General features: G+C 72.9%; 13 protein-coding genes. 5 read left to right on the top strand and 8 right to left on the bottom strand.

Features of this window, described 5'->3' with window-relative positions; translation table 11 throughout:
- Positions 1-150: 150 nt before the first annotated feature.
- The 6 genes from pgl to tkt are packed head-to-tail and all read right to left on the bottom strand — an operon-like array spanning position 151 to position 8,182.
- Complete coding sequence (pgl, locus tag NWP09_RS00655) at positions 151-846, bottom strand: 6-phosphogluconolactonase (protein ID WP_258273614.1); 696 nt, start codon at positions 844-846, stop codon at positions 151-153.
- Positions 843-1,781, bottom strand: coding sequence for a glucose-6-phosphate dehydrogenase assembly protein OpcA (locus NWP09_RS00660; protein ID WP_258273615.1), 939 nt, complete (start codon positions 1,779-1,781; stop codon positions 843-845). The genes pgl and NWP09_RS00660 overlap by 4 nt, the downstream gene beginning before the upstream one ends.
- A complete protein-coding gene (gene zwf, locus NWP09_RS00665; protein ID WP_258273616.1) occupies positions 1,778-3,340 on the bottom strand; it encodes a glucose-6-phosphate dehydrogenase in 1,563 nt (520 codons plus the stop codon). The genes NWP09_RS00660 and zwf overlap by 4 nt, the downstream gene beginning before the upstream one ends.
- Positions 3,337-4,932, bottom strand: a complete 1,596-nt coding sequence (locus NWP09_RS00670) for a glucose-6-phosphate isomerase (RefSeq protein WP_258273617.1) — start codon at positions 4,930-4,932, stop codon at positions 3,337-3,339. Before NWP09_RS00670 ends, zwf begins: the two co-directional genes overlap by 4 nt.
- Positions 4,929-6,044, bottom strand: a complete 1,116-nt coding sequence (gene tal, locus NWP09_RS00675; protein ID WP_258273618.1) for a transaldolase — start codon at positions 6,042-6,044, stop codon at positions 4,929-4,931. The genes NWP09_RS00670 and tal overlap by 4 nt, the downstream gene beginning before the upstream one ends.
- Positions 6,045-6,067: 23 nt before the next feature.
- Positions 6,068-8,182, bottom strand: coding sequence for a transketolase (tkt, locus tag NWP09_RS00680; RefSeq protein ID WP_258273619.1), 2,115 nt, complete (start codon positions 8,180-8,182; stop codon positions 6,068-6,070).
- Positions 8,183-8,363: 181 nt separating this feature from the next.
- On the opposite strand from tkt, the gene NWP09_RS00685 reads away from it, so the two are divergent.
- Positions 8,364-9,305, top strand: coding sequence for a heme o synthase (locus NWP09_RS00685; RefSeq protein ID WP_258273620.1), 942 nt, complete (start codon positions 8,364-8,366; stop codon positions 9,303-9,305).
- 71 nt (positions 9,306-9,376) lie between these two features.
- A complete protein-coding gene (locus tag NWP09_RS00690; protein ID WP_258273621.1) occupies positions 9,377-10,228 on the top strand; it encodes a hypothetical protein in 852 nt (283 codons plus the stop codon).
- Positions 10,229-10,237: 9 nt separating this feature from the next.
- On the opposite strand, the gene NWP09_RS00695 is transcribed toward NWP09_RS00690, so the two are convergent.
- Both NWP09_RS00695 and NWP09_RS00700 read right to left on the bottom strand, forming a co-directional pair.
- Positions 10,238-11,212, bottom strand: a complete 975-nt coding sequence (locus tag NWP09_RS00695) for a Ppx/GppA phosphatase family protein (RefSeq protein ID WP_258273622.1) — start codon at positions 11,210-11,212, stop codon at positions 10,238-10,240.
- A complete protein-coding gene (locus NWP09_RS00700) occupies positions 11,209-12,123 on the bottom strand; it encodes a heme A synthase (RefSeq protein ID WP_258273623.1) in 915 nt (304 codons plus the stop codon). Before NWP09_RS00700 ends, NWP09_RS00695 begins: the two co-directional genes overlap by 4 nt.
- 181 nt (positions 12,124-12,304) lie before the next feature.
- Between NWP09_RS00700 and sufB the strand changes: the two genes are divergently transcribed.
- Genes sufB through NWP09_RS00715 form a run of 3 tightly spaced genes read left to right on the top strand, consistent with a single transcriptional unit; the run spans position 12,305 to position 15,262 of the window.
- Complete coding sequence (gene sufB, locus NWP09_RS00705) at positions 12,305-13,723, top strand: Fe-S cluster assembly protein SufB (RefSeq protein ID WP_258273624.1); 1,419 nt, start codon at positions 12,305-12,307, stop codon at positions 13,721-13,723.
- 1 nt (position 13,724) lies between these two features.
- Complete coding sequence (sufD, locus tag NWP09_RS00710) at positions 13,725-14,939, top strand: Fe-S cluster assembly protein SufD (protein WP_258273625.1); 1,215 nt, start codon at positions 13,725-13,727, stop codon at positions 14,937-14,939.
- The gene (locus tag NWP09_RS00715; RefSeq protein ID WP_258273626.1) at positions 14,936-15,262 is read left to right on the top strand and encodes a non-heme iron oxygenase ferredoxin subunit; all 327 of its coding nucleotides are present in this window, start codon (positions 14,936-14,938) and stop codon (positions 15,260-15,262) included. Before sufD ends, NWP09_RS00715 begins: the two co-directional genes overlap by 4 nt.
- Positions 15,263-15,264: the final 2 nt, after the last annotated feature.

Consider the following 15,264-nt stretch of genomic DNA (forward strand, 5'->3'; position numbering starts at 1 on the left):
CCCGGACCTGAGCGGCGCCTCCCGGACCTGAGCGGGGCCTCCCGCACGACGGCCGCCACTCACACGCCGCAACCGCCACTCACACGCCGCAACCGCCACTCACACGCCGCAACCGCCACTCACACGCCGCACCCGCGCGCGTCCGGACCGCTAGAGGCGCGAGGCAGCGGCGGCGTCGAGCACGATCCGCGTCTCGAGCCGGCCCGCGACGCCCGAGGCGGGCGCCTCGGCGACGTCGGCGCCGTCGAGCACGCGCGCCACCGCATCCGCCTTGTCGGCGCCGGCGACGACGAGCCACACCCGGTCGGATGCGTTGATCGCGTCGAGCGTGAAGCTCAGGCGCTCGGGCGGCGGCTTGGGGGAGTCGCGCACGGCGATGATGCGCGCACCGCGCTCGTGCACCCCCGGGAGCCCGGGGAAGAGCGAGGCGACGTGGGCGTCCGGACCCATGCCGAGGAGCGTCACGTCGATCGCGCCGAGCCGCTCGAGCAGCTCGGACGCGCGCGCCGCCGCCTCGTCGAGGCTCGTGGCGCCAGCCGCCGGCAGCTCGAGCACGTGCTCGGCGGGGATGGGCACGCGGTCGAGCAGCGCCTCGCGGGCCTGCCGCGCGTTCCGGTCGGGGGAGGCCGCGTCGACGAAGCGCTCATCGCTCCAGGTCAGGGCGACGCGCGACCAGTCGACGGGGAGCTCCGCGAGCGCGGCGAGGAGCTCGGTGCCGACCGAGCCGCCGGTGAGCGCGATGGCCGCGCGGCCCCGCGCGGCGACGCTCGCCTCGATGAGCTCCGCGAGCTCGCGAGCGGTCTCGCGCACGAGCGCGGCGCGGTCGGCGTGGACCGTGCGCCTCATCGGTCGCCGCCGCGAGTCGAGAGGAGCACCTGCCGGTACATGTCGTCGGGCGCGAGCTTGCGCAGCTCCTCGGCGAGCTGATCCTCGAGCCCGCGGGTCGAGAGCGCGACGTGGTGCTCCGGCTGGCCGGGCTGCCGGAGCACGCCGACCGAGTCGCGCACGCGCGTGAGCGACGACTCGCCGCTCGTGCGGTGCAGCTCGACCGCGTGCAGCCCGCTCGAGCCGGTGGGCGTGTCGCCCGCCTCGACCTTGTCGATCGGCACCTGCAGGCGCAGCTGCAGCCACGCGGCCATGAGGTGCACGCTCGGGTTCGAGAGGTCGCCGGAGACGAGCCCGCCGTGCACCGGCTCGAACGGCGGCTGGTCGAGGAGCGCCGCGAGGTGGGCGCGCCAGTTCGTCAGGCGCGTCCACGCGAGGTCGGTGTCGCCCGGCTGGTAGCAGCCCGCGAGGGCGAGGATCGCCGCGCGCGGGTCGGCCTGCTTGCCCGAGTCGGTGATGCGGCGCTGCGAGATCTGCCCGAGCTGCGACGCGGAGGGCGTCTCGGGCATGAAGCTCGGCCACCACGCGACGACGGGCGCGTCGGGCAGGAGCAGCCCCTGCACGATGCCGAGCAGGTGGGACCCGAGCTCGCCGTAGCACTGCAGCAGCACGACCTCGCTCGCCCCGGCGTCGGCGCCCACGCGCAGCTCGGCGTCGAGCCGCGGCTCCTCGTTCGCGTTCACGTGGTCCGGGTTGCGGGAGACCACGATGACGCGCATGGGGTGCTCGCGCGAGGCCTGGTTCGCGGCGCGGATCGCCTCCTCCTCGGCCCCGATCTGCGTGTGGATGACGAGCGTGAGCACGCGGCCGAGCGCGACGACGCCGCCCTCCTCGCGGATCTCGAGCATCCGCCGCTGCACCTCGGCGGTCGTCGTGCGGGAGAGTCGGATGATCACGGTCGCCTCCAGTGCCGTCCGTCGCGCGCGAGCAGGTCGTGGGCGCTGCGCGGACCCCACGAGCCGGGCGCGTACTGGTCGATCGGTCCGCCCTCCGCCTCCCAGTGCTCCTCGATCGGGTCGAGGATCCGCCAGGAGAGCTCGACCTCCTCGTGCCGGGGGAACAGCGGCGGGTCGCCGAGCAGCACGTCGAGGATGAGCCGCTCGTACGCCTCGGGGCTCTCCTCGGTGAACGCGTGGCCGTAGCCGAAGTCCATCGTGACGTCGCGCACGTGCATCCCCGGGCCCGGGACCTTCGAGCCGAAGCGCATCGAGACGCCCTCGTCGGGCTGCACGCGGATGACGAGCGCGTTCTCGCTCATCGTGCGGATGTCGGACTCCTCGAACAGGTACTGCGAGGCGCGCTTGAAGACGATCGCGATCTCGGTCACCCGGCGCCCGAGCCGCTTGCCCGCCCGCAGGTAGAACGGCACGCCCGACCAGCGGCGCGTGTCGACCTCGAGCTTGATCGCCGCGAACGTCTCGGTCGTGGAGTCGGGCCGCATGCCCTCCTCCTGCAGGAAGCCCTTCACGAGCGTCCCGCCGTGCCAGCCGGCGTCGTACTGCCCGCGCGCGCTCGAGCGGGCGAGCGGCAGCGGCACGCGCGCCGCGCGCAGCACCTTCTCCTTCTCGACGCGGAGGTCGGCCGCGTCGAACGACACGGGCTCCTCCATCGCGGTGAGCGCGAAGAGCTGCAGGAGGTGGTTCTGGATCACGTCGCGCGCGGCGCCGATGCCGTCGTAGTAGCCCGCGCGGCCGCCGACCCCGATGTCCTCCGCCATCGTGATCTGCACGTGGTCGATGTGATTCGCGTTCCAGATCGGCTCCCACAGCGCGTTCGCGAACCGCAGCGCGAGGATGTTCTGCACCGTCTCCTTACCGAGGTAGTGGTCGATGCGGAACACGCTGTCGGCGGGGAACACCGACTCGACCACCTGGTTGAGCTCGCGGGCCGATTCGAGGTCGTGCCCGAACGGCTTCTCGATCACGACGCGCCGCCACCGGTCGCCCTCGCCCTCCGCGAGCCCCGAGCGCTTGAGCTGCTGCGTGACGAGCGGGAACGCGTTCGGGGGGATGGAGAGGTAGAACGCGTGGTTCCCCATCGTGCCGCGCGTCTCGTCGAGCTCGGCGAGCACCTCGGCGAGCCGGTCGAAGGCCGCGTCGTCGTCGAAGTCGCCCTGCACGAAGCGGATGCCCTCGGCGAGCTGCCGCCACACCGACTCCCGGAACGCGGTGCGGGCGTGCTGCTGCACCGCCTCGCGCACCATGGCCGCGAACGACTCGTCGCTCCACTCGCGCCGGCCGAAGCCGACGAGGCCGAAGCCCGGCGGCAGCAGCCCGCGGTTCGCGAGGTCGTAGACGGCCGGCAGCAGCTTCTTCCGCGCGAGGTCGCCCGTGACGCCGAAGAACGTCATCGCGTTGGGGCCCGGGATGCGCGTGAGGCGCTGGTCGGACGGGTCGCGCAGCGGGTTCTGGCCTGCGGCGATCTCGACGGCGCCCTCGGCCGCCGGCGCGGTCATCGCGAGGCGAGCGCGAGGAGCCGGTCGAGCCCCTCGTCGAGGTCGGGGAGCGTGAGCGTGAGCACGGGCCTGCCGTGCTCGGCCAGCACGCTCGCGTCGCCCGACGCCTGCGCCTGGAGCAGCTGCCCGAACGTGAACGGCCGACCGGGGATCTCGAGGTCCTCGTGCGGCTGCCCGAGGAGCTGCAGGAAGACGCCGTTCGGCGTGCCGCCCTTGTGGTACTGCCCGGTCGAGTGCAGGAAGCGCGGCCCCCAGCCGAAGGTCACCGGCCGACCGGTGCGCGCGGCGAACGCCGCCCGCAGCCGCTCGAAGCGCGGCTGCCCGATGCGATCGAGGTAGGCGTGGATCGCGAGGTAGCCGTCGGCGCCGAGGCTCGCGAGCAGCGCGTCCACGGAGGCCTCGAGCGAGTCGCGCACGACGCCCGGGGTGCCGCGCAGCTCGACGCCCGCATCGACGGCGCCGGGAGCCGCGGGCGGCTCGAGCGCGTCGAGCAGGCCGCGGGCCGCGACCTTCGCCGACTCGACGTCCGGCTGGTCGAACGGGTTGATGCCGAGCAGCCGGCCGGCGACGGCGGTCGCGAACTCCCACACGAGCAGCTGCGCGCCGAGCGTGCCGGCGACCTCGATCTCGCCGTGCGCGACGTGCTGCGCCTCGCGCGCGGAGCCGACGAGCCGCACGACCTGGAGGTCGGGCAGGTCGGCCGAGAGCTCGGGCGCGTCCTTCTCGAGCACGACGGGCAGCAGGCCGACGCCGTCCTTGCCGGTCGACTCCGCGATGAGCTGCTCCGCCCAGTCGCCGAGGCCGACGATGTGCGTGCCGTCGGCGACGAAGCCGATCTTGTCGCGCAGCGGCCGCGTGCCCGCGATCGCCGCGGCGAGCCGCAGGCCCGGGTTGTCCTCGGCGTCCTCCGAGATCTCGGGGAGCGCGGCGAGCGCCTCCGCGAGGAGCTCGCGCACATCGACGCCCGCGAGCCCCGCGGGCACGATGCCGAACGCGGTGAGCGCGGAGTAGCGGCCGCCGACGTTCGGGTCGGCGTTGAACACGCGGTAGCCGGCGCGCCGCGCGTCCTGGTCGAGCGGGGAGCCGGGGTCCGTCACGACGATGATCCGGTCGATCGGGTCGATGCCGGAGTCGCGGTAGGCCTGCTCGAACGCGCGGCGCTGGCTGTCGGTCTCGAGCGTCGACCCCGACTTCGACGAGACGACGAGCGCGGTGCGGGCGAGGCCGTCGCGCAGCGCCCGGCGCACCTGGCCGGGCTCGGTCGAGTCGAGCACCGTGAGGTGCACGCCCTCGGTGCGGGTGATGACCTCGGGCGCGAGCGACGAGCCCCCCATGCCCGCGAGCGCGATGCGGTCGACGCCGTGCTGGCGCAGCTGCTTGCGGAGCGCCTCGATGTCGTCGACGAGGCCCGCGCTCGAGGCGGCCGCCTCGACCCAGCCGAGCCGGATGGACGCCTCGGCCTCGGCGGCCTCGCCCCACAGGGTCGCGTCGCCCGAGACGAGCCGCCCGGCGACGCCGTCGACGACGAGCTGCGGCACGACCCGGTCGATCGCCTCCTTCGCGGGCCCCGAGGCCGTGATGATGAAGGTCATGCGCCCGCTCCCGCCGAGTCGAGGTGGCCCTGGACGGTCTCGACGAGCTCTGCCCACGATGCGTCGAACTTCTCGAGGCCCTCGCGCTCGAGCAGCTCGACGACCTCGGTGTACGAGACGCCGACGCGCTCGAGCGCGTCGAGCACCGCCTCGGCCTCGTCACCGCGGCCGGAGACGCGGTCGCCCGCGATCTCGCCGTGGTCGGCGACCGCCTCGAGCGTCTTCTCGGGCATCGTGTTGACGGTCTGCGGCGCGACGAGCTCGGTGACGTAGAGCGTGTCGGGCAGCGACGGGTCCTTGACCCCCGTCGACGCCCACAGCGGCCGCTGGGTGTTGGCGCCCGCGGCGAGCAGCGTCTGCGCGCGCTCGGTCGCGAAGGCCTCCTGCCAGACGCGGTAGGCGAGGTGCGCGTTCGCGACGCCCGCCTTGCCCTTGAGCGCGAGCGCCTCGTCGGTGCCGATCGCGTCCAGGCGCTTGTCGATCTCCGTGTCGACGCGCGAGACGAAGAACGATGCGACCGAGTGGATGCTCGAGAGGTCGTGCCCGGCCTGCTGGGCGCGCTCGAGGCCCGTGAGGTAGGCGTTGATGACGTCGCGGTAGCGGTCGAGCGAGAAGATCAGCGTCACGTTGACGCTGATGCCCGCGCCGATCGTCGCGGCGATCGCCTCGAGCCCCTCCTGCGTCGCGGGGATCTTGATGAGCACGTTCTCGCGGCCGACGCGCTCGTGGAGCTCGGCCGCCTGCGCGACGGTGCCCGCGGTGTCGCGCGCGAGACCCGGCTCGACCTCGATCGACACGCGGCCGTCGAAGCCCGCGGTGGATGCGTAGACGTCGGCGAAGAGGTCGCATGCCTCGGCGACGTCCTCGGTCGTGAGCGCCGTGATGACCTCGTCGACGCCCGCCCCGTCGGCGGCGAGCTCGTGGATCGCCGCCTCGTAGGACTCGCCCTTCGCGATCGCGTTCGCGAAGATCGTCGGGTTGGTCGTGACGCCCACGACGTTGCGGTCGGTGATGAGCGCCGCGAGCGTGCCGCTCGTGATGCGCTCGCGGGAGAGGTCGTCGAGCCAGATGCTGACGCCCGCGTCGGAGAGGGCCTGCGTGTTCTCGTTCATGTCCGTGCCTCCTGCCGGCCCGCTCAGCGGGCTGCCTCGATGGATTCGCGAGCGGCCTGCGCGACCGCCTCGGCGGTGAAGCCGAACTCGCGGAAGAGCGTCTGCCAGTCGGCGCTCGCGCCGAAGTGGTCGATCGCGACCGAGCGGCCCGCGTCGCCGACGATGCCGCGCCACGTGAGCGCGGAGCCGGCCTCGACCGACACGCGCGCGCGGACGCCCGCCGGCAGCACCGACTCGCGGTACTCGTCGCTCTGCTCGGCGAACCACTCGAGCGACGGCGCGGCGACGACGCGCGCCGCGATGCCGTCGGCCTGGAGCTGCTCACGCGCGGCGAGCGCGAGCTGCACCTCGGAGCCCGTCGCGATGAGGATCACGTCGGGGGAGCCGCCGCGCGCCTCGGCGAGCACGTACGCGCCCTTCGCGACGTTGGAGGCGTGCGCGAGCGCATCGCCCGTCGCGTCGCCGTCGCCGCGCTCGAGCACGGGGATGTTCTGGCGGGTGAGGGCGATGCCCACGGGCCGGTCGCGGCGCTCGAGGATCGTCTTCCACGCCCACGCCGTCTCGTTCGCGTCGGAGGGCCGCACGACCTCGAAGCCGGGGATCGCGCGCAGCGTCGCGAGCTGCTCGATCGGCTGGTGCGTCGGGCCGTCCTCGCCGAGCGCGACCGAGTCGTGCGTCCAGACGTGGATGGGGTGCACGCCCATGAGCGCCGCGAGCCGCAGCGCCGGGCGCTGGTAGTCGCTGAAGATGAGGAACGTGCCGCCGTAGGGGCGCGTGGGCCCGTGCAGCACGATGCCGTTGAGGATCGCGGCCATGGCGTGCTCGCGGATGCCGAAGTGCATCGTGCGGCCCGCGGGGGAGGCGTCGGGCCACGCGGTGGTCGCGTGGTCGGCGGGCGCGAACGAGCCCTTGCCCTCGAGCGTCGTGTTGTTCGACTCCGCGAGGTCCGCCGAGCCGCCCCACAGCTCGGGCAGCACGTCGGCGAGCGCGTTGAGCACCTTGCCGGACGCGGCGCGGGTCGAGACCTCGGTGCCCGCCTCGAACGTCGGCAGCGCATCCTCGACCCCGTCCGGGAGCGCGCCCGAGAGCAGCCGGTCGAGGAGCGCCTTGCGCTCGGGGTTCGCCTTCGCCCAGATGTCGAAGCGGCGCTGCCACGCGGTGCGCGCGTGCTCGGCGCGCTGCGCGGCGTGCTGGCGCGTGTACTCGATGACGGCGTCCTCGACCTGGAAGGTGCGCTCGGGGTCGAAGCCGAGCACCTGCTTGACCGCGGCGACCTCGTCGGCGCCGAGCTTCGAGCCGTGGATCTTGCCGGTGCCCTGCTTCGTCGGCGCCGGCCACCCGATGATCGTCTTCAGGATGATGAGGCTCGGCCGGCCGGTGTCGGCCTTCGCCTCCTCGATCGCCGCGTGCAGCGCCTCGACGTCCTCGACGTACTCGTCGGCGACCGGGTCGTCGCCCGTGCGCCACGCGACCTCGAGCACCTGCCAGCCGTACGCCTCGTAGCGGGCCCGCACATCCTCGGTGAAGGCGATGTCGACGTCGTCCTCGATCGAGATGGCGTTCGAGTCGTAGATCGCGATGAGGCGGCCGAGGCGCTGGTGGCCCGCGAGCGAGCCTGCCTCGCTCGTGACGCCCTCCTGCAGGTCGCCGTCGCCGGCGATCACGTACGTGTAGTGGTCGAAGGGGCTCTCGCCGTCGGCCGTGTCGGGGTCGAGCAGCTCGCGCTCGAAGCGCTGCGCGTAGGCGAAGCCGACCGCCGACGCGAGGCCCTGGCCGAGCGGCCCGGTCGTGATCTCGACGCCCTTCGTGTGGCCGTACTCCGGGTGGCCCGGCGTGCGGGAGCCCCACGTGCGCAGCGCCTCGAGGTCGCTCTTCTCGAGCCCGGAGCCGGTGAGGTACAGCTGGATGTACTGCGTGAGGGAGGAATGGCCGACCGAGAGGATGAACCGGTCCCGTCCGAGCCAGCGGTCGTCCGCCGGGTCGCGGTCCATCACCTTCTGGAACAGGAGGTGCGCGACGGGCGCGAGGCTCATCGCCGTGCCGGGGTGGCCGTTGCCCACCTTCTCGACAGCGTCTGCGGCGAGCACGCGGGCGGTGTCGACGGCGCGCTGGTCGTCGGTGGTCCATTCGAATGCCAAAGCGGCTCCTTCTTCTGGCGGCACGGAGCCGCGGCGATGCGGAGGGGATGCGACCCGACCAGCATAGTGAGCGAGCGCATGGCGGCCCGGGGCCATTCCCGCACCGTGACGCCGCGCGTCGGATAGGATGGAGGTCGGCTCTCGCCCCTCCCATCCGCCCCGTCGAACAGGATCCCGCTGCATGTCGAACGCGACCTCGTCCGGCGTCGCGGCGCCCGCGGCGGAGCCGGCGCAGCGGGCGAGCCTCCGGGCGAAGGCGGCCGCCTACGTCGCGCTCACGAAGCCGCGCGTGATCGAGCTGCTGCTCGTGACGGCGCTCCCGACGATGTTCCTGGCGGCGGATGGGGTGCCGCCGCTCGGCGCGCTCGTCGCGACCCTGGTCGGCGGGTTCCTCAGTGCCGGCAGCGCCAACGCGTTCAACATGATCATCGATCGCGACATCGACCGGGTCATGCACCGCACGCAGCACCGCCCGCTCGTGACCGGCGCGCTCTCCGTCGCCGAGGCGCGCGCGTTCGCGTGGACCCTCGCGGTCGTCTCGACGCTCGTGCTCGGCGTGTTCGCGAACTGGCTCGCCGCGGCGCTGTCGATCGCGGCCATCGCCTTCTACGTGCTCGTCTACACGATGCTGCTGAAGCGCCGCACCGAGCAGAACATCGTGTGGGGCGGGATCGCCGGCTGCTTCCCGGTCGTGATCGGCTGGGCGGGCGTGACCGGCTCGCTCGACTGGCCCGCGTGGATCCTGTTCGCGCTCGTGTTCCTCTGGACCCCCGCGCACTACTGGCCGCTGTCGATGAAGTACCGCGACGACTACGAGGCGGCCGACGTGCCGATGCTCGCGGTCGTCCGCGGACGCCCGATGGTCGGCATCCAGGTGATCCTCTACGCGTGGGCTTCGCTCGCGTGCACGCTCCTGCTCATCCCCGTCGGGGGCATGGGCTGGCTCTACAGCGGCGTCGCCGTCATCGCGGGCGCGTGGTTCGTGGGGGAGGCGCACGGCCTCTACGCGCGCGCGATCCGCGGCGAGCGCGAGGTGCGGGCGATGCGCGTGTTCCACGCGTCGAACACGTACCTGACGCTCATCTTCCTCGCCGTCGGCGTCGACCCGCTCCTGCCGTTCTGACGACGGGCTCGCGGCGACGCGTCCGCCCGCAGTAGGGTCGCCGCTGTCGTCACCTGCAGAGTCGAGGGCGGATGCTCCTGATCGTCACGTGCGCCGCCCTGCTCGCCGCGGGCGTCGCCCTCGCCGTCGCGTGGGGCGATGAGCGGCTCGTCGAGCCCGCCGTGCCCGCGTCCCCCGGCCGCCCGCGACGCGCGGCGCTCGCCCTGTACGGGCGATGGCTGCTGCTCCTCGCGATCGTCGGCGCGGGCTCCGGCGTCCTGATCGCCGCGGCAGGCGGTCGGCTCGCGATGCGGCTCCTCGCTGCCACCTCGCCCTCCGCGACGGGCCGCCTCACCGAGGGCCAGGCGGTGGTCGGCGAGATCACGCTCGAGGGCACTGCCGCGCTCGCGGCGTTCGGCGCGCTGCCGCTCGCGCTCGCGTCGGCCGCGCTCTACCTGCTCGCAGCGCCCTGGTTGCCGCGCGGCCGGCTCGCGGGGTGGGCGTTCGGCGCGCTGCTGCTCGTGATCGGCGCGCCGCTCGTCGACCCGCTGCGAGCGGACAACGTCGACTTCGACCTGCTGGGACCCGGATGGCTCGCCGTGCTCGCGCTCGGGGCGCTCGTCGTCGTGCACGGTGCTGCGGTCGCCGCGATCGCCGGCCGTGCGAGCCGGGCGCTCAGCGCGCCGACGCGGACGTCGCGCGCCGTGATCGTCGCGGGGCTCGTGCTCTCCGCCCCGGTGCTCGCGATCGCCGCCGTGCTCGCGGCGCCGCTCGTGCTGGTGAGCGCCCTCGGCGTCGCGGCGCTGCCACGGGCGCTCCCGGCACTGCTCGCGGCGAGGGCGTCGACGCGCGGCGTGCTGCTGGGGCGGCTCGTGCTCGGGGTGGCAGCGGCCGTCGCGCTTCCCGCGTTCGTGGCCGCGGTCGTGTCGATCGCGGGTCGGTGACGCCCGCGCTCAGACGCGGTCGAGCATCTGGAGCAGCCGGCCCTCGCGGAGCGCCCACGGGCTCACGTCGAGCTCGGCGACGCGGAAGGCGCGCACCGCCTCGGACAGCACGATCCCTCCCGCGACGATCTGGAACGTGCGGTCGGTCGTGATGCCGGGCAGCGCCGTGCGCGAGGTGGCGTCCATGCGGGCGAGCCGCGGCACCCAGTCGTCGAGCTGCGCGCGCGAGAGCACCGCCCGGTCGCCGTCGCCGACGCCCGGGAGCGCGTTGCCCGCGAGCCGCGCGAGGGAGCGGATGGTCTTCGACGACCCGATGACGTGGTCCGGGCGACCGAAGGGCGCGACCTTCGCGACGGCGTCCTCGAGCACGTCCTTCGCGTAGGCGCGCAGCGCCCGCTGGTCGGCGGCAGAGGGCGGGTCGTCGTGGAAGAAGCCCACGGTGCTGCGGCCGGCGCCGAGCGGCACCGAGAGCGCGATCGCGGGCTCCTCGTCGTCGCCGACGGCGATCTCGAGCGAGCCGCCGCCGATGTCGAGCAGCAGGATCCTGCCCGCCGCCCAGCCGAACCAGCGGCGCACCGCGAGGAACGTCAGCCGCGCCTCGTCCGGCCCGGAGAGGATGTCGAGCGACACCTCGGCCTCGCGCTCGATGCGCGCGACGACCTCCTCGCCGTTCGCCGCCTCGCGCAGCGCGCTCGTCGCCATCACGACGAAGTCGTCGAGCGCCTCGGCGCGAGCGATGTCGACGCACTCGCCGATGGCCGAGAGCAGCGCGGCGACGCCCTCGTCGCTGATCGAGCCGTCGTCCTGCAGGTACCGCATGAGGCGGAGCGTCTGCTTGTGCGAGCGGGTCGGCACGGGGCGCCCGCCGAGCCGCATGTCGACGATGAGCAGGTGCACGGTGTTCGACCCGATGTCGAGCACGCCCAGTCGCGCGCCGTGCTGGACCGTCCCGAGGGCGCCGTCGACGGGCCGATCGCCCGTCATGCGCCCACCGCCGACGGCGCATCCGCCCCGTCGTCGCGCGCATCCGCCGGTCGGGGAGCGCGGAGGGAGAGCACGACCGCGGCCCCGACGGCGGTCGCGACCACCGAGAGCACCATGTGGATGCCGACGAGCGCGATCGGCAGCCCGAGGCGCGACTGCACGATGCCGACGACGATCTGCACGAGGATGACGCCGAGCAGCGCGAGCGACCACCGCAGGTGCAGGAGCGGCCCCCGGGCGCGCGCGACGGCGACGACCGCGAGCACGAGCGCGAGCAGCGCGTAGCCGGGCCACGCGTGCACGTGCTGCATGATCGCGGGGTCAAGCCCGTTGCGGGCCGCGCCCCCGTCCCCGGCGTGCGGACCGGACCCGGTCGTGAGCACGCCCACGACGATCACGACGGCGAGCGCGAGGGTCATCGCGTGCACGAGCACCGGCTGCCAGCGCAGCTCGGGACGCGGACCGGCAGGGCCCATCACGACCCGCCACACGAGCACGGCCGAGAGCCCCACGAGGATGACGGAGAGGAAGAAGTGCACGCCGACCGTGTCGGGCCGCAGCCGCATCCACACGACCACGGCGCCGATGAGCGCCTGCGCGATCGTGAGGCCGAGCACGAGGGCCGAGAGCGTCACGACGGTGCGCCCGGCGCGGTGCCGCAGCGCGAGCACGAGCATGATGACGGCGATCAGCACCACGAGGCCGCCCCACACCCGGTTCGTGAACTCGATGATGCCGTGGATGCCCTGCTCCGGCACGGGCGTGAACGACTCGGGGGTGCAGTTGGGCCACTCGGAGCACCCGAGCCCCGACCCGGTGAGCCGCACGGCGCCGCCCGTCCCGACGATGACGATCTGCGACACCAGCGTCGCCCAGGCCGCGACGACCAGGCTCCGTGAGCGCTCGAGCACGATGCACCTCTCCTTGCCGTTCGCGGTAGGATCGTGGGGAGCCCATCGGCTCCGAACCCCTGCGCCGAATCGGGCGAGGCATGTGCGAAGGCCCTTCAAGTATGGCCGAGCGGCGGTTCGCGAGTCGCGCGGAATGCCGAGGAGCACCGCCGGGTTGTGACCATGGAGGGAAGGGGGAGCGATGTCCGACGTCCTGATCGACCGGCCCGAGCTCGAGAGCCTGGGACAGTACGAGTTCGGCTGGCACGACTCCGACGAGGCCGGAGCCGTCGCGAAGCGAGGGCTCAGCGAGCAGGTGGTCCGCGAGATCTCCGAGCTCAAGAGCGAGTCCGACTGGATGCTCGAGCGCCGGCTCAAGGGGCTGCAGCTGTTCGAGCGCAAGCCCATGCCCACGTGGGGTGCCGACATCTCGGGCATCGACTTCGACAACATCAAGTACTTCGTGCGCTCGACGGAGCGCCAGGCGCGCACGTGGGAGGACCTCCCCGAGGACATCCGCACGACGTACGACCGGCTCGGCATCCCCGAGGCCGAGCGCTCGCGCCTCGTCGCCGGCGTCGCCGCGCAGTACGAGTCGGAGGTCGTGTACCACCAGATCCAGGAGGACCTGGAGCGCCAGGGCGTCATCTTCATGGACACCGACACCGCGCTCAAGGAGCACCCCGAGTTCTTCGAGGAGTACTTCGGCACGGTGATCCCGGCGGGCGACAACAAGTTCGCGGCGCTCAACACGGCGGTGTGGTCCGGCGGCTCGTTCGTCTACGTGCCGAAGGGCGTCCACGTCGAGATCCCGCTGCAGGCCTACTTCCGGATCAACACCGAGAACATGGGCCAGTTCGAGCGCACGCTCATCATCGCCGACGAGGGCTCGTACGTGCACTACATCGAGGGCTGCACGGCGCCGATCTACTCGAGCGACTCGCTGCACTCGGCGGTCGTCGAGATCATCGTCAAGAAGAACGCCCGCGTGCGCTACACGACGATCCAGAACTGGTCGAGCAACGTCTACAACCTCGTCACCAAGCGCGCCATCGCCGAGGAGGGCGCGACGATGGAGTGGATCGACGGCAACATCGGCTCTAAGGTCACGATGAAGTACCCGTCGATCTACCTCGTGGGCGAGCGCGCGAAGGGCGAGACCCTCTCGGTCGCGTTCGCGGGCCCCGGCCAGCACCAGGACGCGGGCGCGAAGATGATCCACATGGCGCCCTACACGACGTCGTCGATCGTCTCGAAGTCGATCGCTCGCGGCGGCGGCCGCGCGGGCTACCGCGGCGAGGTGCGCGTCGACGCGAACGCCCACCACTCGGCGAACAGCGTCGTGTGCGACGCCCTGCTCGTCGACACCATCTCGCGCTCCGACACCTACCCGGCCATCGACATCCGCGTCGACGACGTCGTGCTCGGCCACGAGGCGACCGTGTCGAAGGTGAGCGAGGAGCAGCTGTTCTACCTCATGTCGCGCGGCCTCGAGGAGACCGAGGCGATGGCGATGATCGTCCGCGGCTTCATCGAGCCGATCGCCCGCGAGCTGCCGATGGAGTACGCGCTCGAGCTCAACAAGCTCATCGAGATGAGCATGGAAGGATCCGTCGGCTGACATGACCGCGACTGACACCACCCCCGCGCACCTCGCCGCTGCCGAGCCCTTCGTCCCCATCCAGACCCGGTCCGAGCGGCCCACGTCGTTCGACCCCGCCGACTTCGGCAGGCCCACGGGCCGCGAGGTCAACTGGCGGCTCTCCGACCTGAAGCGCCTCGCGCCGCTGCTCGTCGACGAGGAGACCGAGTCGGGCGACGACCTCGGCATCGACTACGACGTCGACGCGCTCGTCGAGCGCGGCCTGCTCGTCGAGTCGACGGGCCACGACGTCGCGCCGCGCGGCGAGGTCTTCCGCCCCGAGGACGCGATCAGCGCGATCGCCTGGAAGCGCTGCCCGAACGCCCTGCACATCCGCCTCCCGGAGGGGCAGGAGCAGGCGGAGCCGATCATCGTCCGGCTGCGCGGCACGGGCGCGGAGCGCCACGCGAACGCGCACATCGTCGTCGAGGCCATGCCCGGCTCGGTGGCCACGGTCGTGCTGCACCACGCCGGCTCGGCGCAGTACGCGCAGAACCTCGAAGTCATCGTGCGCGACGGCGCCCGGCTCACGCTCATCTCGGTGCAGGACTGGGAGGACGACGCGGTGCACGCCGCAGCCCACCAGGCCGTCGTCGGCGAGGGCGCGTTCCTCAAGCACATGGTCGTCTCGTTCGGCGGCGGCGTCGTGCGGGTCAACCCGTCGGTGCGGCTCGCGGGGCACCGCGCCGAGGGCGAGATGTACGGCCTGTCGTTCGCCGACAGCGGCCAGCACATCGAGAGCCAGGTGTTCCTGTTCCACGAGGGCGTCGAGACGCGCGGCGACGTGCTCTACAAGGGCGCGCTGCAGGGCGAGGGCGCGCGCTCGGTGTGGGTGGGCGACGTGCTCATCGGCAAGGGCGCGACCGGCACCGACAGCTACGAGAAGAACCAGAACCTCGTCCTCACCGACGGCGCCCGCGCCGACAGCATCCCGAACCTCGAGATCCAGACGGGCGACATCGCCGGCGCGGGGCACGCCTCCGCCACCGGTCGCTTCGACGACGAGCAGCTCTTCTACCTGCAGTCGCGAGGCATCGAGGAGGAGGAGGCCCGTCGCCTCGTCGTCATCGGCTTCCTCATGGAGATCGTGCAGAAGATCGGCGTCCCCGAGATCGAGGAGCGCCTCGCCGAGGCGATCGAGGAGGAGCTGCGGCGCGGCGCCGGGCTCGCACCCGCGAGAAAGGCGGGCGCATGACCGCCCAGCGCGCGTGCGGCGTCGACGAGGTCGCGGTGAGCTCGGCCGTCAAGGTCGAGCTCGACGGCATCGCGGTCGCGATCGTGAAGGACTCGGCGGGCGAGATCCACGCGATCGGCGACACGTGCACGCACGGCGAGATCTCGCTCTCGGAGGGCTTCGTCGAGGACGACTCGATCGAGTGCTGGGCGCACGGGTCGCAGTTCGAGCTCCGCACCGGCAAGCCGAAGAACCTGCCCGCCTACGAGCCGGTGCCGGTCTTCCCCGTGACCATCGACGGCGACGACGTGCTCGTCGACGTCCAGAACCCTGTGAAGCTGTGACG

The organism is Agrococcus sp. HG114 (assembly GCF_024723325.1).
Classification (GTDB): domain Bacteria; phylum Actinomycetota; class Actinomycetes; order Actinomycetales; family Microbacteriaceae; genus Agrococcus.

Excerpts from the sequence above, each read along its gene's own strand:
- NWP09_RS00715 (WP_258273626.1), top strand. The coding sequence starts at position 14,936 with ATGACCGCCCAGCGCGCGTGCGGCGTCGACGAGGTCGCGGTGAGCTCG.
- NWP09_RS00690 (WP_258273621.1), top strand. The coding sequence starts at position 9,377 with ATGCTCCTGATCGTCACGTGCGCCGCCCTGCTCGCCGCGGGCGTCGCC.
- tal (WP_258273618.1), bottom strand. The coding sequence starts at position 6,044 with ATGAACGAGAACACGCAGGCCCTCTCCGACGCGGGCGTCAGCATCTGG.
- zwf (WP_258273616.1), bottom strand. The coding sequence starts at position 3,340 with ATGACCGCGCCGGCGGCCGAGGGCGCCGTCGAGATCGCCGCAGGCCAG.
- NWP09_RS00685 (WP_258273620.1), top strand. The coding sequence starts at position 8,364 with ATGTCGAACGCGACCTCGTCCGGCGTCGCGGCGCCCGCGGCGGAGCCG.
- sufB (WP_258273624.1), top strand. The coding sequence starts at position 12,305 with ATGTCCGACGTCCTGATCGACCGGCCCGAGCTCGAGAGCCTGGGACAG.
- NWP09_RS00695 (WP_258273622.1), bottom strand. The coding sequence starts at position 11,212 with ATGACGGGCGATCGGCCCGTCGACGGCGCCCTCGGGACGGTCCAGCAC.
- pgl (WP_258273614.1), bottom strand. The coding sequence starts at position 846 with ATGAGGCGCACGGTCCACGCCGACCGCGCCGCGCTCGTGCGCGAGACC.
- sufD (WP_258273625.1), top strand. The coding sequence starts at position 13,725 with ATGACCGCGACTGACACCACCCCCGCGCACCTCGCCGCTGCCGAGCCC.
- NWP09_RS00670 (WP_258273617.1), bottom strand. The coding sequence starts at position 4,932 with ATGACCTTCATCATCACGGCCTCGGGGCCCGCGAAGGAGGCGATCGAC.